17 protein-coding genes and 4 pseudogenes are annotated in these 19836 nt (G+C 60.9%); 10 read left to right on the top strand and 11 right to left on the bottom strand.

From position 1 onward, the window contains the following. Nucleotides 1–94: 94 nt before the first annotated feature. Nucleotides 95–1027: pseudogene (locus FPZ52_RS06435) on the bottom strand (IS5 family transposase). 66 nt (nucleotides 1028–1093) lie between these two features. Here FPZ52_RS06435 and FPZ52_RS19400 point away from each other — a divergent pair. From FPZ52_RS19400 to istB, 4 genes and pseudogenes are all read left to right on the top strand, one after another. Continuing rightward, nucleotides 1094–1195 (top strand): annotated as a pseudogene (locus FPZ52_RS19400) (helix-turn-helix domain-containing protein); the annotation flags it as partial. An 18-nt stretch (nucleotides 1196–1213) separates the two neighbouring features. Continuing rightward, a complete protein-coding gene (locus tag FPZ52_RS19115) occupies nucleotides 1214–1351 on the top strand; it encodes a hypothetical protein (protein ID WP_240804298.1) in 138 nt (45 codons plus the stop codon). Nucleotides 1352–1449: 98 nt separating this feature from the next. Beyond that, a complete protein-coding gene (istA, locus tag FPZ52_RS06425) occupies nucleotides 1450–2979 on the top strand; it encodes an IS21 family transposase (RefSeq protein WP_146362628.1) in 1530 nt (509 codons plus the stop codon). Next, nucleotides 2969–3760, top strand: a pseudogene (gene istB / locus FPZ52_RS06420) (IS21-like element helper ATPase IstB). The gene istA and the pseudogene istB overlap by 11 nt, the downstream one beginning before the upstream one ends. A gap of 81 nt (nucleotides 3761–3841) precedes the next feature. On the opposite strand, the pseudogene FPZ52_RS06415 reads toward istB, so the two are convergent. Next, nucleotides 3842–4195, bottom strand: a pseudogene (locus FPZ52_RS06415) (phage integrase N-terminal SAM-like domain-containing protein); the annotation flags it as partial. Nucleotides 4196–4472: 277 nt separating this feature from the next. Here FPZ52_RS06415 and FPZ52_RS06410 point away from each other — a divergent pair. Beyond that, entirely contained in the window at nucleotides 4473–5513 is a 1041-nt protein-coding gene (locus tag FPZ52_RS06410) for an IS110 family RNA-guided transposase (RefSeq protein WP_146364680.1), read from the top strand. A 512-nt stretch (nucleotides 5514–6025) separates the two neighbouring features. Here the strand turns inward: FPZ52_RS06410 and FPZ52_RS06405 are convergent. Next, a complete protein-coding gene (locus FPZ52_RS06405) occupies nucleotides 6026–6961 on the bottom strand; it encodes a DMT family transporter (RefSeq protein ID WP_146364679.1) in 936 nt (311 codons plus the stop codon). Between the two features lie 69 nt (nucleotides 6962–7030). Here FPZ52_RS06405 and FPZ52_RS06400 point away from each other — a divergent pair, with 69 nt between their 5' ends. Next, a complete protein-coding gene (locus tag FPZ52_RS06400) occupies nucleotides 7031–7942 on the top strand; it encodes a LysR substrate-binding domain-containing protein (RefSeq protein WP_146364678.1) in 912 nt (303 codons plus the stop codon). Nucleotides 7943–8056: 114 nt separating this feature from the next. Here FPZ52_RS06400 and FPZ52_RS06395 read toward each other — a convergent pair whose 3' ends face one another. Further along, on the bottom strand, nucleotides 8057–8926 hold the full coding sequence (locus FPZ52_RS06395; protein WP_146364677.1) for a LysR family transcriptional regulator: 870 nt from the start codon (nucleotides 8924–8926) through the stop codon (nucleotides 8057–8059). Between the two features lie 141 nt (nucleotides 8927–9067). Here FPZ52_RS06395 and bla point away from each other — a divergent pair, with 141 nt between their 5' ends. Continuing rightward, nucleotides 9068–9949 (top strand): class A beta-lactamase, encoded by an 882-nt coding sequence (gene bla, locus FPZ52_RS06390; protein WP_146364676.1) that lies wholly within the window; start codon nucleotides 9068–9070, stop codon nucleotides 9947–9949. Between the two features lie 671 nt (nucleotides 9950–10620). Here the strand turns inward: bla and FPZ52_RS06385 are convergent. Further along, nucleotides 10621–10950 carry an antibiotic biosynthesis monooxygenase family protein gene (locus tag FPZ52_RS06385; protein ID WP_146364675.1) on the bottom strand — a complete coding sequence of 110 codons (330 nt, stop codon included), beginning with the start codon at nucleotides 10948–10950 and terminating at the stop codon, nucleotides 10621–10623. Between the two features lie 70 nt (nucleotides 10951–11020). On the opposite strand from FPZ52_RS06385, the gene FPZ52_RS06380 reads away from it, so the two are divergent. Further along, entirely contained in the window at nucleotides 11021–11464 is a 444-nt protein-coding gene (locus FPZ52_RS06380; protein ID WP_146364674.1) for a MarR family winged helix-turn-helix transcriptional regulator, read from the top strand. Between the two features lie 825 nt (nucleotides 11465–12289). On the opposite strand, the gene FPZ52_RS06370 is transcribed toward FPZ52_RS06380, so the two are convergent. Then, nucleotides 12290–13201, bottom strand: coding sequence for an AraC family transcriptional regulator (locus FPZ52_RS06370; protein ID WP_146364673.1), 912 nt, complete (start codon nucleotides 13199–13201; stop codon nucleotides 12290–12292). 97 nt (nucleotides 13202–13298) lie between these two features. On the opposite strand from FPZ52_RS06370, the gene FPZ52_RS06365 reads away from it, so the two are divergent. Both FPZ52_RS06365 and FPZ52_RS06360 read left to right on the top strand, forming a co-directional pair. Continuing rightward, entirely contained in the window at nucleotides 13299–14057 is a 759-nt protein-coding gene (locus FPZ52_RS06365; RefSeq protein ID WP_146364672.1) for an SDR family oxidoreductase, read from the top strand. Between the two features lie 41 nt (nucleotides 14058–14098). Then, entirely contained in the window at nucleotides 14099–15037 is a 939-nt protein-coding gene (locus tag FPZ52_RS06360; RefSeq protein ID WP_146364671.1) for an alpha/beta hydrolase family protein, read from the top strand. A gap of 321 nt (nucleotides 15038–15358) precedes the next feature. Here FPZ52_RS06360 and FPZ52_RS06355 read toward each other — a convergent pair whose 3' ends face one another. The 5 genes from FPZ52_RS06355 to FPZ52_RS06335 all read right to left on the bottom strand — a co-directional run bounded on the left by FPZ52_RS06355 (nucleotide 15359) and on the right by FPZ52_RS06335 (nucleotide 19815). Next, nucleotides 15359–16324: a transglutaminase family protein gene (locus FPZ52_RS06355; RefSeq protein WP_240804297.1), complete on the bottom strand. Its 966-nt coding sequence runs from the start codon at nucleotides 16322–16324 to the stop codon at nucleotides 15359–15361. 220 nt (nucleotides 16325–16544) lie between these two features. Beyond that, a complete protein-coding gene (locus tag FPZ52_RS06350; protein WP_146364669.1) occupies nucleotides 16545–17078 on the bottom strand; it encodes a hypothetical protein in 534 nt (177 codons plus the stop codon). A gap of 349 nt (nucleotides 17079–17427) precedes the next feature. Then, nucleotides 17428–18234, bottom strand: coding sequence for a transglutaminase-like domain-containing protein (locus FPZ52_RS06345; RefSeq protein WP_146365682.1), 807 nt, complete (start codon nucleotides 18232–18234; stop codon nucleotides 17428–17430). 34 nt (nucleotides 18235–18268) lie between these two features. Next, nucleotides 18269–19072: a hypothetical protein gene (locus FPZ52_RS06340; protein WP_146364668.1), complete on the bottom strand. Its 804-nt coding sequence runs from the start codon at nucleotides 19070–19072 to the stop codon at nucleotides 18269–18271. A 197-nt stretch (nucleotides 19073–19269) separates the two neighbouring features. Then, a complete protein-coding gene (locus tag FPZ52_RS06335) occupies nucleotides 19270–19815 on the bottom strand; it encodes a hypothetical protein (RefSeq protein WP_240804296.1) in 546 nt (181 codons plus the stop codon). Between the last annotated feature and the right edge of the window lie 21 nt (nucleotides 19816–19836).

The following is a 19836-nucleotide window of genomic DNA, read 5'->3' as shown; positions in this document are numbered from 1 at the left end:
AAATGCTTGAAGTTTGGGGGAATACCTGATGTCAGCGAATGGGCATTGTTGCAGAATTCAGCATTAAGCGAGGTTCCCCCATTCCCCGCTGAGTTCAGGCAACGCGCTCGATCTCGGCGGTGCCGAGCGCGTTGAAGCGGTTGATGAGGGCAATGCGGATGTGGATTTCGGCAGTCTGGCGGTCGGGGTTCCTTGATGCGATGCGCTCACCGAAGGACTTGAGACATCGCATTTCCGCCTCGGTCCTGCTTCGGGCGTGATAGCCTGACTACCGCTTCCAGATCGCTCGGCCCAACCGTTTGGTTGCTCGCAAGATGTCATTGCGGGCTTTTGCTGCCGGGTTGTCTGCTTTCCACAGACGGCCATTTTTCCGGATCGGTATGATGGCCGTGCCGCCGCGATCGAGGATCGCGCTATGACATCGGCGCGTATCATAGGCACCATCCGCGGTCACGGTGCCAATCTGCTCTTCGGGCGGCACCTGGCTGAGCAGATCGGGAAGAACCGGGCTGTCGCCGTCTCGGCTCGAGGTGAATTCCACCGCGCGGATGTCACCTGTGGCGGTGTCCATCGCCATATGAACCTTGCGATACTGGCGTCTTCGCTGCGTTCCATGTTTGCGCGCCAGCCACTCGCCATCCCCCAGAAACTTGATCCCGGTGCTGTCGACCAGCAGGTTCAGCGGGCCTGCTGTGCGACGGCTCGATATCTGTACGGTGATGAATTTCTGGCACCGGCTCAGGGTGGAGAAGTCGGGAACCGGCCAGTCCAGGCCAGCCATCTTCAGAATGCTGTCCACCATCCCGGTTGTTTGTCTCAGTGGCAGGCCGAACATAACTTTCACCAACAGGCAGAACTGGATCGCCGCATCCGAGAATATGGGAGGACGGCCGTTACGACCGACCTTGGGAGCGAGCCAAACCATGTCCTTGTCCAACCAGATCATCAGCGACCCACGCCGTTTCAGCGCATCGTTATAGGACTTCCAATTCGTTGTGCGGCAGCGGGTGGGGGCTGGCTTGCTCATGCCAGCCTCTTAACCATACGGATTCGCACAGTGAATCCCCCATGACGCCGAGTTCCGCAACAATGCCTGTCTCAGCGCGAACTGGCCCGGCGGACCGCGGTTGGTTCCGGCACAATCAGCCAAATCGAGGCGGGAGCGACGCAGCCCTCCGTCTCGGTCCTGAAGAAAATCCTCGACGGTGTTCCGATGGACCTCGCGACCTTCTTCAGTTTTGAGTTGGCCGACGACGTTTCGCCCGTCGTGCGCAAAGCAGAGTTGGCGGATATTGGCGCGCCGGGGGTGAAGTATCTGCTCGTGGCCGCGCAGATTGTTGATTTCCGCTGAGAAGTGACCCGGTAGCCCACAATAGTTTCACTGAGAATTGACCCATGTGGACACGTTGTCCCTGACGATTTTGGTCGGGGAGATATGGAGTGATCGGCATGGGATTTTTGAGTGTTATTCGACGCTGGGCATTGCGTGACAAAGTGCCAATCCGCGAGATTTCCCGGCGCACGGGCCTGTCTCGCAACACCATCAGAAAGTATCTTCGCGAAGGCGCTGTAGAGGCGAAGTTTAAGACGCCATCTCGGCCGAGCAAGCTGGACCCGTACGCGGACCGTCTATCTGTTTGGTTGCTGGCGCAGACGCGGAAGCCGCGCAAAGAGCGCCGTACCGTGAAGCAAATGCATGCCGATCTGGTCAAGCTTGGCTATGACGGCTCCTATGGTCGCGTGGCGGCGTTCGCTCGGGCCTGGCAGTCGGATCGACACCGGGCAGAGCAGACGACGGGACGCGGCACATTCGTGCCCTTGGTATTCCAGCCCGGCGAAGCGTTCCAGTTCGACTGGAGCGAAGACTGGGCGAACATTGGCGGCGAGCGGATCAAGCTGCAGGTCGCTCATATCAAGCTGTCGCACAGCCGGGCCTTTTTGGTGCGAGCCTACCCGCTGCAAACCCACGAGATGCTGTTCGACGCCCACTGGCACGCATTCCGCGTCTTCGGCGGCGTACCGGGGCGAGGCATTTACGACAATATGAAGACGGCGGTGGATCGGGTTGGCCGCAGCAAACAGCGGGACGTCAACGCACGTTTCAGGGCCATGGCCAGCCACTACGTTTTTGAGCCCGAGTTCTGTAACCCCGCCGCTGGTTGGGAGAAAGGTCAGGTCGAGAAGAACGTGCAAGATGCGCACAACCGCATGTGGCAAGTCATGCCTGTCTTCAAGGATCTGGATGAATTGAACCAATGGTTGGAGGATCGCTGTTTGGCCCTTTGGGCGGAAACGGCGCATCAGACGTTACCCGGCTCCATCGCTGACGCTTGGAACGCTGAGAAGCCTACCTTGATGGCGCTGCCACCGGCCTTTGATGGGTTTGTCGAGCACAGCAAGCGGGTATCGCCGACATGCCTCATTACCTTCGAGCGCAATCGGTACAGCGTTCCCGCCAGCTTTGCCAACCATCGTGTCAGTTTACATGTCTATCCAGATCGGCTGGTCGTCGTGGCAGAGGGCCAAACCGTATGCAGGCACCATCGGATCATCGACCGAACACATCGCAAACCGAGTAAAGTCGTTTACGATTGGCGCCACTACCTGGCTGTTGTCCAGCGCAAATCTGGCGCCTTACGCAATGGCGCACCGTTCACAGAGATGCCTGAAGCCTTCCGCCGTCTGCAGGATACCATGTTGCGCAAAGAGGGCGGTGACCGGGAGATGGTCGATATCCTGTCCTTGGTCCTGCATCATGACGAGGCCGCCGTTCTATGTGCCGTAGAACTGGCACTTGAAGCTGGCGTGCCTACCAAGACGCATATCCTGAACCTGCTCCACAGGCTGATCGACCGCAAATCAACCAATCATCCCGAGGTCGACACACCAGATGCCCTGTCCTTGGAAACGGCGCCAAAGGCCAACGTCGACCGCTATGACGCTCTGAGACAGGCTGGAGAAAATCGCCATGCGTCATGACCCTGCAGGCGCCTCAATCGTGATCATGCTACGCAGCTTAAAGCTGCATGGCATGGCGCAGGCCGTCGATGATCTGGTCGCCCAGGGCGCTCCAGCGTTCGAGGCCGCAACGCCGATGTTGTCCCAGTTGCTCAAGGCCGAGATGGCAGAACGAGAAGTGCGCTCCATCGCCTATCACACGAAGGTGGCCCGCTTTCCGTCTTACAAGGACCTCGCGGGCTTTGACTTCAAATCCAGCGAGATCAATGAAGCCACCGTCCGGCAGTTGCACCGTGGCGCGTTCATGGAAAACGCCGAGAATGTCGTCCTGATCGGCGGACCGGGCACCGGCAAAAGCCACATCGCAACGGCCATCGGCGTCCAGGCCATCGAGCATCACAGGTGCAAAGTGCGCTTCTACTCGACCGTGGAACTGGTCAACGCGCTGGAACAGGAAAAGGCGCTCGGAAAGGCCGGCAGAATGGCCGAGATGCTCACCAAGATTGACTTGGTCATTCTTGACGAGCTCGGCTACCTGCCGTTCAGCTCATCAGGCGGCGCGTTGCTGTTCCACCTCCTGGGCAAACTATATGAGCGCACCAGTGTGATCATAACCACGAACCTCAGCTTCTCCGAATGGGCTCAGGTCTTCGGCGACGCGAAGAGGACAACAGCCCTCTTGGACCGGCTCACTCACCGCTGCCACATTCTGTAAACCGGCAACGACAGCTACCGCTTCAAGGCCAGCTCCGAGGCCGCAAGGAAAACGCGAAAGGAGGCCCAGGCATTGACCGTCAAATAGTCGCTGATACATAAACAAGCGTGGGTCAAATCTCGGTGAAAATACCGCGTCACTTCTCAGCGGAAATCAACACCGACCGCACGCGGCGAGAATCTCCGACACGTCTTCGATACTCAGCACCGTCGGCAGCTTGCGTGGCTGCGTTCGGAACTGCATGTACTTCTTCATCTCCTCGCGCCCACAGGTCTTCCCAAACAGAAATCTGAGCGCCATGATCCGCGCGTTGTACGTCGTTGGTGTCATGCCGGTATCGGTCATGTGCAGTTGGTAGGTGCGAAGGTCATCCGGTGTCGCGGTGTCCGGTGATCGCCCCAGGAAAAGCGCAAAATCCTTGACCGCTCGAATATGTGCCTTTTGCGCTTTGTCACCCATCGCGTGAATGCGCATGTCCTCGATCATCCGCTCGCGCAGCGGGGGCGTTCTCTCCTCTGTCATGGGAACCTCCTGTCATCAGATTGAGAAGGCCCAAATCGTCAGACAGGTTGGAGAGATCGCAAAACGCGCACCCTCGCAGGATCGTTCAACACCTCAGCCACGGGCGCCCCTGCCGCGGTAGCGGCTTCGTCCTTGTCCGCACTCCGGACCTCGGCCTGCTTGACCGTGCTGCACGGCGCCTTGAATGACATGGTGTGATCGCGGCGGTCGCTCTCCCCGGGTGAACGAGGTCTGATAGGATCAGCCTCACCAATTAAAAGCCGTGAGGAGAACGACCATGAGCAACTATGTTGGTCTCGACGTTTCGTTGAAAGAAGTCTCGGTCTGCGTTGTGGATGCGCAGGGATCGGTTGTGAAACGCGCGACCCTGCCGACGGACCCGGATGTCATCGCCGACCATCTTTCCCGGGAAGTTCCTGATGCGGAACGTGTCGTGCATGAAAGCGGGATACTCGCCACTTGGCTGACGCGTGAGCTTGAGAAGCGCGGTGTCCCGATCATCTGCATCGACGCTCGCATGGCGCACAAGGCTCTGTCTGCGCGCCTCAACAAGTCGGACAAGGCGGACGCGGAGGGTCTGGCGCAGCTGTCTCGGACCGGCTGGTTCACGAAAGTCCATGTTCGCAGCGAAGCCTCCGACCGAGTGCGGGCGCTGGTGGGGGCGCGAGAACGACTGATCCGCATGCGCAAGGATCTCGAAGCCCATATCCGCGGTGTCCTCAAAACCTTCGGCATCCGCATGGGAGCTGTTCCCAGTGCCCATCATCGCCAAGGATTCCGAGACCAGCTTGCCGAGGCTGGAGCCTGCGATCCGATGCTGGGGCTTGTGGCACAGACCATGATACCCATCCACAAGACACTTTGCGCCTCGGCGGAAGCCCTGGCCGATGAACTGATGCATGTTGCCAAGCAGAATACGTTGGCACGTCGCCTCATGACAGTGCCGGGCGTCGGCCCCCTCGTGGCGCTCAACTTCATCGCGACATTGGACGATGCGAGCAGGTTCCGTCGATCGAGCGATGTCGGCGCGTTTCTGGGATTGACGCCACGACGATACCAATCGGGCGAGATCGACAGATCAGGCCGTATCTCCAAATGCGGAGATGCCGAGATGCGACGTCTGCTTGTATCCGCTGCCGCGTCCTTGATGACACAGGTCAGACGGTTCTCACCTCTCAAGTCCTGGGCGATCCGGCTCAGCGCGCGCAAAGGCTTCAAGAAGGCCGCCGTCGCAACGGCACGCAAGATCGCCGTGATCCTCCATGCCATCTGGCGTGATGGAACCGAGTTCAACTGGAAAGGGGAGCCCGCAACCTGACAAACAGCATACCCGCCTGAGGACAGGGCGGGTTCGGCGTCCTCCGGGACGGTGGCAGATCGATCTCGCGTGAAGCGGTCGAGGTGACGCCAACCGCATCAACCTCGTGAATGACATTCCAGACGATCAGCCCCGGACGCCATCATGAAGCGGCACTGCCTGACTTCGGAGAGAACCAAGACCCCGGCGGACAACAGAACCATGCCCTTGACATCACCGCGATCAGAGAACCGGTTCGGGGAAGCCGCGCTGCGGCGGCTGCGACCTGTGCGAATGTCCGGTGTGGGCCGACTGCGACGGGTGTCCGTTTGGGCGGGTTGAGTTGACAAACTCTCTGCACCGTTCCGCACCCATTCAAAATGCAGAACATTGTTCTTTTTCGGAGCATAGCTTGCGCGATTTCTGGCGGGCACGAAAGTAAAACAGAACATCTTTCCGCAAAGTTGACCCATCAGGTGCGGTTGCAGAGCTTTTCACCACAATCAACTCAATGTAGACATCCACATCAGCTATCAGTGCTCTTGCTGGCGTTGCCGCCTGGCGCTCATGAGGATTGCACCAGCCGCGATCATTGAGATCCCAAGAGCTTCACGGGCTGTAGGAACCTCTCCGAAGAAGAGGGCGCCCCATAAGGCTGCGAAGCCCAGGTATGCAGTATCGAAGACACCTACCACCGGCGTCGGTGTCAGGCGGTAGGCCATGGCGACCGCCGTGGCGATGATCGCCAAGAGACCCCCAAGAAAGACTGCGAGGCTCCAGTCTGCAGCAGCCAGCCGGGGCCAGAGAGACAGGACGAAGCCCTCTCCGCCGCTCGGCTGGACGACCGCCAAGCCGACAAGTCCGGCGGCCGCAACGCCACAGAGACAGAGATTGAGCGTGAAGGCCATCGCCTCCGGGCTCTCCGTCTGGCAGTGACTCCAGGTGATGATCCCGGCCAGCGCATAGAATCCGGCGGCTGCGAGCGGGAGTAGCAGCATGGGGGTGAAGCTGTCGGGCGAGGGAGAAACAGCTAGGAGCACCCCTGCGAGAGAGAGAGTGACGGCGGTCCACCCCCGCCCACCGATGGTCATCCCCAACAGGAAGCGGCCCAACAGCGCCATCCAGACGGGAGAGGTATAGTAGCAGGCCGCTGCGAGGGTGAAGGACATGGCCGGCAGCGCCGCGTAGTAGTTCAACCACATCGCGGCGAGGCAGAGGCTGCGCGCCCAAACCCAGCCGGGCCGGGTCAGGCGAAGGGCAGAGCTGTCCTTGGTCGCCAGGACCCACGTCGCAAGCAAAATCGCGGCGAAGAAGGACCGCAGCAGGACCAGCTGCGCCAGCCCGAAGCGGTCGCCGCTCAGTTTTACCAGTGCATCCGAGAAGGACAGAAGAAAGACCGCCGTGAGGATCGCGATGATGCCCCGAGTAGTTCCGTCAAGAGGGGGTGTTCGTTCGATTATCCATGCCATTCGGGGTGGATATCATCCGGAGTATCCCTCATAAAATGAGATACAATCAGAAAAACATGAGAACATGGAATGGATCGCCGCCCACTGCCGCCTTTGTCCCGCCTCCCGGCCTTCGAAGCGGCTGCGCGGCATGAGAGCTTCACGGCCGCCGCCGAGGAACTGGGGCTGACACAAACCGCCGTGACCAAGCAGATCGCTGCCCTGGAAGCGGATCTCGGCATGCGGCTCTTCGAGCGGCGGAACAGGGCCGTCTTCCTGACCGAGGCCGGACGCGCTTTCGGACGCGTTGTCGGTACGGCGCTTGCCGATATCTCGGCCGAGACGACGCGGCTGCGCGGCGGACGGGCCGCAGGCGGACTGGTCCTGCATTGCCAGCTCTGCGAAGCCTTCTACTGGCTAATGCCGCGCCTGGCGCGCTTTCACGAGCTTCACCCCGGACTGGAGGTCCGGGTCATCAGCGCGCTCGCCCCACTGACCGCGGCGCTTGAACCCTTCGACGTGGCCATCCAGACGACCGGGCGGCCCTCCGGGTCGGCGCGACTGGCCTTCACGGCATCGGATGAGATCTTTCCTGTCGCCGCGCCCGGGTTGGTACCGCCGGAAACCCTGCCGCTATCGATCCGGGAGCTGGCGCGCCAGCCTCTGCTATCGCACCAGGTCTTGCCTCAGGACTGGATGGATTGGTCGGACTGGTTCGCGGCCGTCGGACATGCCAGCCTGAGAGCTGCCAAGATGACCTACTTCGATAGCTTTCCGCTGGTCCTGCAAGCCGCGGCTGCCGGACAAGGGATCGCCCTTGGGTGGCGAAACACGGTGAGCGGGCTTATCGCCGACGGCAAGCTCGAGAGGGTCTGCGACGAGGCCGTATTTCGCCCCACCGAGGTCTCGGTCTTTCGCGGCGCTCGGAACGGGAACCACACAGAGACCGATGCCCTGCTCTCATGGCTTCACGACGAACTGGCTGAGCCTCGGCAAGAATGACTCGGGCATGGGCCGGGAAGCCCCGGTGTTGATGTCTGCCGAATTTTCGGCTGGCGCACCGCCGCAAGTCAGCTTCGAGCCCAAATTGACCGAGAGCTAACCCTCGCGTGGGCCTCATTCTGCGCTCGTTCCTGACAACCAGCTTGAGAACACGCGCATCGCGGAGGTCACCTGTCGATCCGACGGCCAGGCGAGGTAATACCACCCCGCCGGCACGGTAACTCCGAAGGGCTGCGCAAGGCGGCCCTGCGCGATGTAGCTTTCGAACATCGCCACTGGCAACAGCGCCGCGCCAGCGCCCGAAGCTGCGAGCTCGGCAAGCGCCACCGAACTGTCAAAAACCGGGCCGGTCACCGGTGGGCAGGCCGTGCCCGCCGCCTCGAACCATCCTCCCCATTCGGCGCTGCGATAACTGCGCAGCAGTGTCACCTGCGCCAGATCGGCGGGGTGCAGCAGCCGCGCGGCCAGTGCGGGGGCGCAGAGCGGGGCCAGCGGGGCGTCCATCAGCGGGATCGCTTCATGCCCTGTCCAGCCGCCGGTGCCGAAGCGGATCGCCATGTCGAGTCCTTCGCGCAGGATCTCCACGCGGTTATTGTTGGTCGAGATGCGCAGGTCGATCTCTGGATGCGCCTGACGGAACAGCTCGAGCCGCGGCATCAGCCAGCCAAGCGCGAAGGTCGTGTTCACCCCGACCTTCAGCACTTCGATATCCCGGCGACCATCGAGCCTTCCCAGCACCCGCGCCATCGCGTCGAACCCGTGCTCGAGGACCGGGAAAAGCAGGCGCCCCTCGTCGGTCGGCACGAGACCCTGTGAGGTACGCAGAAACAGGGTGGCCCCGAGCAGGTCCTCGAGCCGCGCGACTTGGTGGCTCACCGCCGCCTGGGTGACGCGCAGCTCGATCGCGGCCTTTGTGAAGCTGCCTTGCCGCATGGCAACTTCAAAGACCCGTAGGGCATTGAGTGGCAGGTCGGGGCGGTCCATGGCAATACCTCAGCTTATGGGAGGGTATAAGATTTGTCGTTTGAGGCCTGTGTGCAAGGAGAAATATAGTGCCCCCATGACTTCACCTGATGCCTTCCACTGGGTGCCTTGGGCGCCTCTACCTTAAAAAAGGATACCCTCATGCGGTTTACCGCTTCCGTCCTGCCGCGCGTCGCGGCAGGGGTCTTTCTCAGCCTGTCCCTGGCCTCAGTGTCGTTTGCCCAGAGGCCCATCGATACGCTCGCGGACACCGTCGCGCAGGTCGAAGAGCGGCTTGGCGCGCGCATCGGTCTGTCGCTTGTCGATACTGGCTCGGAGCTGTCGTGGCTTCACCGCGAGGACGAACGTTTCCTGATGAACAGCACGGTGAAGACCCCGCTCTGCGGCACCGTTCTGGCGCGTCGTGATGCGGGCAGGCTATCGCTGTCTGACACCCTGCGCGTGACGCAGGAGGACATTCTGTCCTATGCGCCTGTCACCGCGGAACAGGTTGGCACCGAGATGACCCTCGCGGACCTCTGCCTCGCCGCGCTCGACATGAGCGATAACACGGCGACGAACATGCTGATCGATTACCTCGGCGGTCCGCAGGCGGTGACGGAGTTTTTCCGAACAACCGGGGATGAGGTGAGCCGACTCGACCGGCGCGAGCCCGAGCTGAACACCTTAGTGCCCGGGGACCCGCGCGACACGACGACCCCGGCAGCCATGACCTCAACACTGCGTCGACTGCTGCTGGGGGACGTGCTGTCCCCCAGCTCCCGTGACCAACTGGCGGAGTGGATGAGCCTTGGTGGCGTGACCGGCAACTTGCTGCGCGCGGATGCGCCGGATGACTGGCTGATCCTCGACAAGTCCGGCAGTGGCAACCATACGCGCAACATCATTGCGGTGATTACCCCTGACGGGGGATCGCCCTGGATCGCCACCATCTTCATCTCCGATACAGATGCGGATTTCGCAACACGCAATGCCGCGCTTCAGGAGATCGGCAGCGCCGTGATATCGGTGATCCGGAACTGAAATCGGCCTGCCCGGGTGACACCGCTTGGGGCAGGTCCAATCCCTTTCAAGACGGCGGCTCTGCGGGCTTTCCGACCGCGCCGTTGCCTCGGCGATGAGGGGGGTACTGTGCCCGTGCTTCGAGCGATCTCCAGGAGATCGCAAAGGGCGTCGAGTGAAACTTCGGCAGCACCCGAAACCGCGGAGACGATAGAAAAGGATCAGGTCGCAGCGAAGGGCCAAAGAGTCCGCTTCGACCCCAATCCACGACGTTTACAGACAGTGCGGGTGACGCGCGACACCGTTCTATGGTTGCCAATGCCGCGACATGACCTCCGCAAGAAAGCGCAGAAGGGTCTCGCTAAGGTGCGCGTGGCTTTGGCCAGACGTCTCGCAATCATTTTTCATGCCATCATGCGAGACCAAACCATCTTCAAAGCGGCCTGAGATTGCAAAGTTCAAAGCGAGAATTCCAAACACCAGTTCCCAGCGGGAACGATGCCCGAGGGAGGGCGTAGGACACGGCGTGTATTCTGTAGCAGCGGCTTCGGCCAGATTGCGGTTTCAACCTTGCCGACCTACCTCCAGCCAACCCCATCCTGAGCCCCGGAGCTCGAGGAGAACGAAGGCAACCTCAGACATCGACAGCAATTGGAAAAGCGCATTGACAGATTAGAGAACGGAACAAGCCCTTAGCCGCCTTCCTTAAGGCAAGCATAGTTTCCAAGGTCGGATACGACACCAAGCTCGTTCATGAAGACCTGCGGATTGAAACCGGTCCGGTCGTATCGCTCTTTCGCAGCGGCTCTTGCTTCATCATGGCAAGCGCGATTTCGCCATCTGACAAAGGTGACGATATTGAAGCGCCCCGTGCCTTCGATCTGTTCAAGTATCATATTCTGCTCACAGCCCGTCGCTTCATCCAAGGCATCATGCGTCCGCCTAAGGCGCTCTATGAAGCGAGGTCTGGATGCGGCTGGAACGCTGAACTTGTCGATTCTGAAGAATGGCTCTTCCGACATGATACTCTCCTGGTCTATTGTGGCTTCATGTTTGACAACATGCTGTCAAAGTTGAGGGGGAGTATCAAGTATGAATGCAAGCGCTGATAAGCTTGGGGGCCTCGTTCTCGAAGTGTTTCGCTTGAACGGCTGCCTGATCGCGGCAGGTGACGACAAGGTGGCACCGTTCGGTCTCAGCAGCGCTCGCTGGCAGATTCTTGGTGCAGCCATCCGGACATCAGAACCCCGTACCGTCTCACAACTTGCGAGAGAAACAGGCGCATCACGCCAAGCCGTGCAACGCCTGACGAATGTGCTTGTTGACGGGGGATTGCTCGAAATGACGGAAAACCCCCAAGACAAGCGTGCGCAGCGCGTAGAGGTGACGGAAAAAGGCCGGTCGGTCTACTCCAGGGCTAATCGTGTCCGGCAGATTTGGCTGGGCGATATAGCCGAATGCCTTGGCGAAGACGAGATCGAACACGCGCTAAGGCTATTAGAGCGGCTGCGGTCTCTTCTGTCCTACGTAGATTGATGAATCCGGACGACAGCTTCGTCCCGTTCTCGATTGCCTTCCGAGCCGACCCCCTGCGCTGCGATGCCGCATGGCAGTTTCGAGTCCAAAATGATGGCCTCTGTGAGGCGGAACACCGGGACGGTGGTAATTTCAGTTTGGCGGCAAAATTGTCATTCCGGTTTCCCGCGCTTTTGCGACAACTGCCGCGATGTCGGGCTCGGGCGGTGCAGGCAGGTCGGTTTGGTCGTCCGGCAAAGCCCTTCCGACGCCAGTGAAGAAGGCCTCATGCATGTGACCCGGCGCGTTAAGGATCAACAAACGCGCGGGAACATTTCCGACGGCCTGGAAGCCGGATGGAACCCATTGCCCCGCACGGCGGGGGGCTCGTCGCATCTTGATGTATGAGCAGGGGCTTGCCTCTGATGATCTGGGACTGCCAGCACCGGAGCAAGAATAGCTGATCCATGCCCTTGCGACGGCGACTGGCACCGAAGCGATGATCGCCTTCCTTGATGTTGTGAATGTGGACCACGCCACGGCGCGCGAGACGGTTTCGGAAATCGCGGATGCGCTTCTCGACCGTTATATTGGGCAAGACACCTGAGCCTTGCGAATCCCGGTTGGGTCATTTGGGATGATGGTCTGATAAAGGGCACGCAAGCGGGGTTTTTCAACGGGTGCCCCCAAGGCCCATTTGTTCATCTGTGTATAGCGACGGCTCAGGCCCGTCCTTGCCTGTCGATCCTGACCGTTGTTGAGGGGGTGCGCTGCGCCACCGCAAGGCCGCCCCGAGCCCAAATTCGACTTTGCCTAAGGACTGTCGACGCACATCGGCATCCACTTCTAACGTCTGTTCTTGTTTGCAAACGCACCAGGCGACTGGCCCTCGTGCCGAACGAAAGCCAGTCCAAATGCGCTGGCGGAGCCGTACCCGACCTTCAGAGCGATCTCGGTATTGGTCAGCCCGCCCTGCCGTAGCAAGGTCTTGGCCACGGCCATGCGCCACTCGGTCGCGTATTCCATTGGCGCGCAGCCAACCTGCCTGCGGAACCGCTCGAAGAATCCAGAGCGCGACATACCGGCCTCCTTCGCCATGTCTGAAACGGAAAGGGCGCCGCCCGCCTCGGCGTGGATACGTCGTAATGCACTGGCCAGTTGCGGATCAGACAGGCCGCGCAGCAGCCCTGGCGGCAGGGTCGCCGCCGGACCCGAGCGCAGGGCCTCGATCAGCAGAACCTCAAGCAACCGCTCCAGGATCATTCCGCGCCCCGGCCGGTCGGCACGGGTTTCCTCGTGGATTATCGGCACCAAGGCCGTCAGGCGGCTTTGCCCCAAGACATGGATCATCTCGGGCAACAGCGACACGAGCAGGTCATTGGCCGGCGCGTCAAAGCGGCAATGCCCGACCAGAGCGCGAACATCGACCGGGGCCTCTGACAGGCCAAGCCGGAAACGTCCGGGACCGGTTTCAAGCGGCAGACGTGGCACATGCGGCGGCGGGGGCACCTCGCTCGACATGGTAAAGCCCTGCAGGTGGGGGATCAGCACGAAATCTCCGGCCGCCAGCGTGACAGGATCGCGCCCAGTGACGTGCAGCCGGCACTGCCCTTCGACCATCGCGCAATAGAAGGGGCTGGCCATGTCGTGACGCTCCACCATCCAATGACCACCAGCTTCGACCATCTTGGAGATGGAGACCGCAGGCTTGAGCAAGGTAACGACGCTGGTAAGAGGATCTGCAGGGTTGTCGAGCATGGGTCTGGACGATTGATGAATTATTGTGGACATCTGAATATAGAATGACCGGAGACTGCCGTCTATCTCCTTATCACAGAAGACAAGGAGATCTGAAATGCCCCGTGTTCTCATCACCGGTTGTTCCTCCGGTTTCGGCCAGGCCATCGCCGTGCAGTTCCTCGATAAGGGCTGGGACGTCATCGCCACGATGCGCAGCCCTTCCGTCGAAGGCCTGCCGGAGTCAGGCCGCCTGCAGGTGCTGTCCCTGGACGTCACCGACCCCGAAAGCATTGCGGCTGCGATTGCCGACGCGGGCCAGATCGACGCGCTGGTGAATAACGCCGGTGTCGGCATGCTCAACGTGCTGGAAGGTGCTGACATCGCCAGGGCCCGCGAACTGTTCGAAACGAACGTGCTGGGTGCCATGGCCATGACCCGCGCCGTGATGCCAGCCATGCGCGCGCGGCGCAGTGGCGTCATCGTCAACGTCAGTTCCAGCGTGACGCTGCGCCCGTTGCCCGCCCTGTCGATCTACAGCGCCAGCAAGGCCGCCCTGAATGCCTTCACTGAAAGCTTCGCGCTTGAGGCGGCTGAATTCGGCGTCCGCGCCCGGCTGGTGCTGCCCGGTAGCGCGCCGTCGACATCCTTCGGACGCAACGCCGTGGCACGGATGGGTATGGATGTGCCCGAGGCCTACGGCCCCTTCGTGCAGGCCTATTTCCAGAGCCTTCGGTCAGCGACCGAGAAGACAGAGGCGCGCGATGTCGCGCAGGCTGTCTGGCGGGCCGTCACGGACGAGACCGCGCCGATGAAGCTGCCCGCAGGCGCGGACGCAGAAACCTGGTTTCGCGAAGAAGGCCTTGCCACGGCCTGACACGTCCGATGCGGCCATCCCTTTCGAAAGGAAACACCTCCATGAACAGACTGATCACCCTTTCCCGCGCCCTGCCGACACCAGATCCGGAGATCACCGTCGCCTATACGCCGATCCGGCTGCCGATGCCGGGCCGCCAGCCGCTTGAGCTGCGCCTGACCGCTCCGGCTGCTGGGGGCGATCTGCCCATCGTGATCCTGTCGCACGGCTTCGGTCCCTCGAACTATCTCCCCTCCAAGGATGGCTACGCCCCGCTTGCGCAGTTCTGGGCGGAGCGGGGACTGGCTGTTCTCCAGCCGACGCAAGCCAGCTCCCGGGTCGGTGGGCTCGACCCCGATCTGCCCAACGGACCCTTTTTCTGGCGCGAGAGGGTGGCGGAAATGCGCGTCATTCTCGACCAGCTGGCCGAGGTCGAGCGGCAGGCCCCCGCCGTCTCCGGCCGCCTGGACCACGACCGTATCGCCGTGGCCGGGCATTCCTTCGGCGGCTTCACCTGCGGCCTTCTACTCGGCGCGCGCTTGCAGGGCGAGGACTTTTCCGACCCGCGCATCCGTGCCGGTATCCTGCTTGCCGCTCCAGGCCGTGGCGGCGCGGACCTCACACCAGAAAACGCGCAGCACTTTCCCTTCTTCGACGTGGACTTCAGCGGTATCAGCGTCCCGACGCTTGTGGTTTGCGGTGCCGACGACGACCCGCATTTCACGCCCCGTGGCCCCGAGTGGCATGCGGACCCCTTTCATGACGCACCCGGGGCCGATGCCTTACTGACGATCATCGGCGTCGGCCATGGGCTGGGCGGTATCGCGGGGTGGGACGCGCGCGAAACCGAAGCAGAGGACCCCGACGCGCTGGAGGCCACGCGGCGGCTCACGCTAGCCTGGTTGAGGAGCACGTTTGACATCGAGCCCGCCGCGTGGACACAAAGCCAGTCGGTGCTCCAGGAGAGCGCGGGCTCCATTGCGGAAATCACGTCGAGATAGAGATGAATTTCGGCGGTAGCTTCGCCGCGCGGTCCCGCCGCTCGGGAGAGCCGTGGCGAAGGTCGGCGAAGAGCCCGACTCAGTCATTTTATTTTCTGCTGCGCGCGCATGCAGCGCGAAAAATGCGGCATGAGCGAAAACTCCATGCCGCTAAGCAGCGTGAGAAAACGCCATTGGTGCGGCTCGCAGCAAGGATCGGACGTCAAATTTACAGTTCGCTTAGACGAAGTCGCCATTCGGCAAGAGCCACGTGAAGGCCTGCTCCGCAACGCTTTGCTGACCTTCAGAACTGCATGCACACGAAATGCACGCCCCGGGCACCTAGAGTCCCGGATAAGCTAACGGATTGGTCGGATTCTCCAATGGCTTCGAGATGTCTTGAATGCCGCTGCGAACCGAGACTTCAACCGAAAGATCGCTAAGGGCGCCCCGACCTCCTGAAAAACTGCCAGAGACCGGCACGATCTGGTGAATGTCACGACCAACTGCAACCGGCACAAGGTTCTGCGAGCCGACGCTCCGGTTGGTGGGGTCGAAGGCGATCCACCCTGCGCCGGGCAGGTATATCTCGACCCAGGCATGGGTGGACCCGGTACCTGCGGACCCGATGAGGCTGTCTTCTGGATCGGACAAGTAGCCGGAGACGATACGGGCCCCAAGTGCAAGCTTACGGGCTGCCTCGGCGAGCAGGACCGCGAAATCTCGGCACGATCCCCATCCCCGGTCGAGGGTCTCGATCGGCGTCTGGGTACCCTCCGTCTCACGCATCTGATAGGAAATCTGCGTGAACACGCCATTGCTTATGTCCTTCAGCAGAGACAGCGTGTCTGTTGGTCGCCTCATGACAAAGCTTTCGATCCATCGGGCAAATCGGCCGTCGGGGTCGCCATACTGCGGAACCGTCAGCGCGCCCAGATCCGTCCATTCGTCGGCTGAATAGAGGAACGGGTACTCGATGGCAGAAGCGGAGATGACAAAAACGGGCCAGGCCGGCGCGGTGATCTCTAGACTTGCGCGGATCTCGATCACCAGATGATCTGTCGGAGTGTCAAAGAGTGCGGTCCCTATGGAATTGCCGGCGACATCGTGTGCCCAGGTTAAAGCTGCCGCGGGAGTAATGGACAGGTCGTGCGAGAGCAGTCGCAGTTCCCGCGTTTCGCGCGGACGCAGCATCAACCTGTGCGGCCCGAGGGCGACCGCCTGACGGTATCGGTAGGTTGTAGTGTGAAGGATGTCGAGGCAGGCCAAAATGGGCGTCCAGTGTGGTTCGAGGAAGACGGCACGCACGCCGATGCGGATCAGCGGCGGCGCGATGACCCGGAGCTATCGGGCACGGCGTTTAGCCAGGCGTTCAATCCCTTGCAGCGCCGACAGATCCGCTCTCCGAACCCTTCGCTCCAGAAAAGGGTTTCGCACCGCAGGCATTGGCGCTCCTGCGGAACGTCGCGCCGGGCCCGAACGGTCGTAATGCATGGCCGTTCGCCTTCGGCCATGGCCTCGTCCGACATCAAGTCTGTCCCGCGACTTGGCGGCCTAGCGATAGCGACAGTGTTTCCGGCGCTGTCGAAATGCCTTCGTTTTCGGCAGCCTGTATTGGTGCATCGCCCGGCGTCTTTTGAGTGGTCGTGATCGATGCCCGCCCACCCTGATCGGGATCAGGCGTATTGCGGTCCGAATAGAGATGCCGCAGATGTGCTTCGGAGACGCCATCGGCCTCCATTACCAAGCGCACCATCGGATCTGCCAGCATTTCCTCAAGGAAGAAGTCGGATAACGCCTTACCCGTCAGCTTGTCCCTGGCACGTGCGTGGTCGAGGTCGGCAAGGGAAACAGTCAGGGTTCTTGCCAGTCCAGGATGCAAAATCCGAGGATGAAGCTTCACCAGGACCGAGGCTTTCCAGGCTTCGGGATCCTTTTGATCGGGTGGCGAAACCAGTTCCGTTTCAATTTCGTATTCCCCTGCCGGGAGCGTCTCGGCAAAGCTTGGAACGGTGAACGGTCGGACGAAAACCGCAACGGTCTTGCTCGTCAGATATTCCATCGGCGTGATCCTCTCCCTTATTGCTTCTGTTGTCCGCGCGCCCCTTGAGAATGGGGCGCGCAGCCTGTGCAGGCCTCAAGATGTCTCTTATTTCGCGGGCGCTTCCTTGTCGGCGGGCTTGGGTTCGTTCTCCTCGGAAGGGGTCTTCACAGTCTCTGCAGGCTTCGGCTTCATTGCGACCGCAGCTCTGGCGGTCAAGTCCTTGAAGGACATGCCATCAATCCTTTGATTGGCCGGCGCCAAATCCTCATCCATGACGGATCGGGATGTTTGGCCTCGGTATTGTGTATATGGGTGGGGATCGGCGATGCGATTTACGATTGTGTATCGAAAAGGAAGCCATCATCATTCAGATCAATTCATCCGCCCAGACCTTGAATTCCGTTAACGTATTTTTACCGAATGTCAGTGTCAAAGGCACATCGGCGGCATCGCGCCCGCGCGCGATCAGAATTCTCGCGAACCTCGGCTTGTTGTTCCGCGGGTCGAACATGTGCCATTCACCAGCGAGAAAGACTTCCATCCACGCGGCGAAGTCCCCCGGCGGATGAGGCAGCGGTTCACCGATATCGCTCAGATATCCGGTGCAGTAGCGTGCCGGAATATTCATGCAGCGACACAAGGCGATAGCGAGATGGGCAAAGTCACGGCAGACACCCTGTCGCTCAGCCATTGTCTGCGATGCGGTGCGCGTCGCTTTCGCCTGCGTGTAATCGAAGCGGACATGCCCGTGTACGAAATCGCAGATCGCCTGAACGCGCGACCATCCGGGTTCAGTGGTCTCGAAAAGACGCCAGGCTTCCTCCGAAAGAAGATCGGTATCGCAATACCGGCTCCCCTGCAGGAACATGAGCGTATCGGATGGCAGATCCTGGACCGCGTGCTGCTGTGCGCCCGGCAACGTCGGATCAGGTCGACCCGTGTCGCGGAAGATGCCGTCGGTGGACAGACAGAAATCGCCCGCCGGAGCCAGAAGGCGCGTACACCAGTTGCCGAAGCCGTCCCGATAGCTTTCCAGCGGCACACTCGGCAAAGTGACGAGGTAATCGGCACGCTCCAGATCGCCAAAGCGCGAATAGTGGACGTTCAGCATCGCGATCAGCGGCGTCGGCTGGGGGAAACTGTAACGCAGACGACACCCTATGCTGACGCGCATGCCGGGCGCACCGCCGTGCATCGTGTTTTCAATATCATCTTCCAAGAATGCACGCCCCTTCGGAAAGCTGGAAGCTTCGATTGCAGGTCCACCGGTTGCCGGATCGGTCCAGATGCGCGTTCTCCGGAAGATCAATGGCGACGCAAGCATCGCCAGCCAGCTCATAGCCACGCTCGCAGCGCCAGCCCGCCCCGTAAGCGTCCGGCGTCAGGAACGCATTCGCTGGAACCACAACGGCGTCGCAACGGTCGTCAATCTTAACGAAACCCCGCTCGCAAGCCCAGGCGGCACCGTAATTTGCGTTGGTCAGATATGCGTTCGCTGGCACGGGAATCAGCATGCATGTCCCTGACACGGCCGCATAGCCGCGATCACAGGTCCATCCCGCCCCTGAGTCGTCTTCTGTCAGATAAGCATACTCGGGCAGAACAATGGGCACACATGATTCGCGATCCTGCCGGTACCCGCGTTCGCATTGCCAATCGTAGCCGGACGACCGCAGGAAGGCATTGGCAGGCACCGGAATCGGATTACAGGACGTCCCGCTCACTTCCTCATACCCACGGTCGCACTCCCACCCGGTCCCGTAGGAGCGCCCGGTCGGATAGCCATGCTGGGGGATATCGAGGGCCAAGCATTCGGCGCCGTCCACCCGGAAACCGGGATCGCAGACCCACCCGCTGCCGTAGCTGCGCGGCTGAGCGTTCTCGGGCATCGGGCCGGTTCCATCCTGCGCAAAGACAGGGAAGGCCATGGACGCGATCATACCGGCCGCGGCAAACAGTCTTGCGGTCAATCGCGCGAACGGAAGTCTAGTTGGCTCTTGGTTGTGTCGCATTGGCTTTTTCCTTGCGGTCGAGGGTCCGCTACGTGACCCGCTCCCCATCGACTGCGCCAGCCGGAGCGTTCCTGTCCGGCGCCCGGGGCGCGCAAACGGTGAAGGGTTCTCCGGGGTCTCTGGTAACGGCGGCATGCCTTCGTTCTCGGCCGCCTGGATCGGGAATTCCCGGGGGATTGTCGGAGAGCTGCTACCGGTCATCGCTGGGACAACCTGAGCAAAGCCGCCGCCGCAAGTGCTTGTTCCTTCTGATGGTAGTCGCTGCGAACCTTACCCTCAGCCATCACTTCCCAAATGCCATTTCTTTCGCGCACCTGCACCGGATCAAACTTCGCGGGGCGCTCCATGAAAGGCCTCTCTCTCTTTTGGCCCTTGGGTGATCCGCTTTGCTTATTGATCACGTTGGGTTCCTCGGGATGAAGCACCCGGGCTTCTCCAAGGAGTATCACGGCGCGGATAAATTCTTCCGCGTAGTCGTCGGTTTCGCGGTGATCGTGTTCGTGCTTCGCCATACGCATCGGCTCCACGAACCGTTCGTTCAGATGGTTGATGAAACGAGGCTCCGTGCGGGCCATGTAGGCGATCAAGGCCTGCAAGACCCGTTCATGGGCCAGCACCCGCCGTTCAAGATCGGTCGTCTCTGCTGATGTTTTTGGAAGTGTTTTGACAGATGCCATGGCTTCGTTTCCTTCCACACTGCGGGGTTTCGATTCGGGACGTCTCGTTTTCAGCGGACCGGTCATGCATGCTCGCGAACCAAGACC

The organism is Qingshengfaniella alkalisoli, assembly GCF_007855645.1.
GTDB classification, from domain to species: domain Bacteria; phylum Pseudomonadota; class Alphaproteobacteria; order Rhodobacterales; family Rhodobacteraceae; genus Qingshengfaniella; species Qingshengfaniella alkalisoli.
This window is presented reverse-complemented; position numbering and strand designations above follow the sequence as displayed.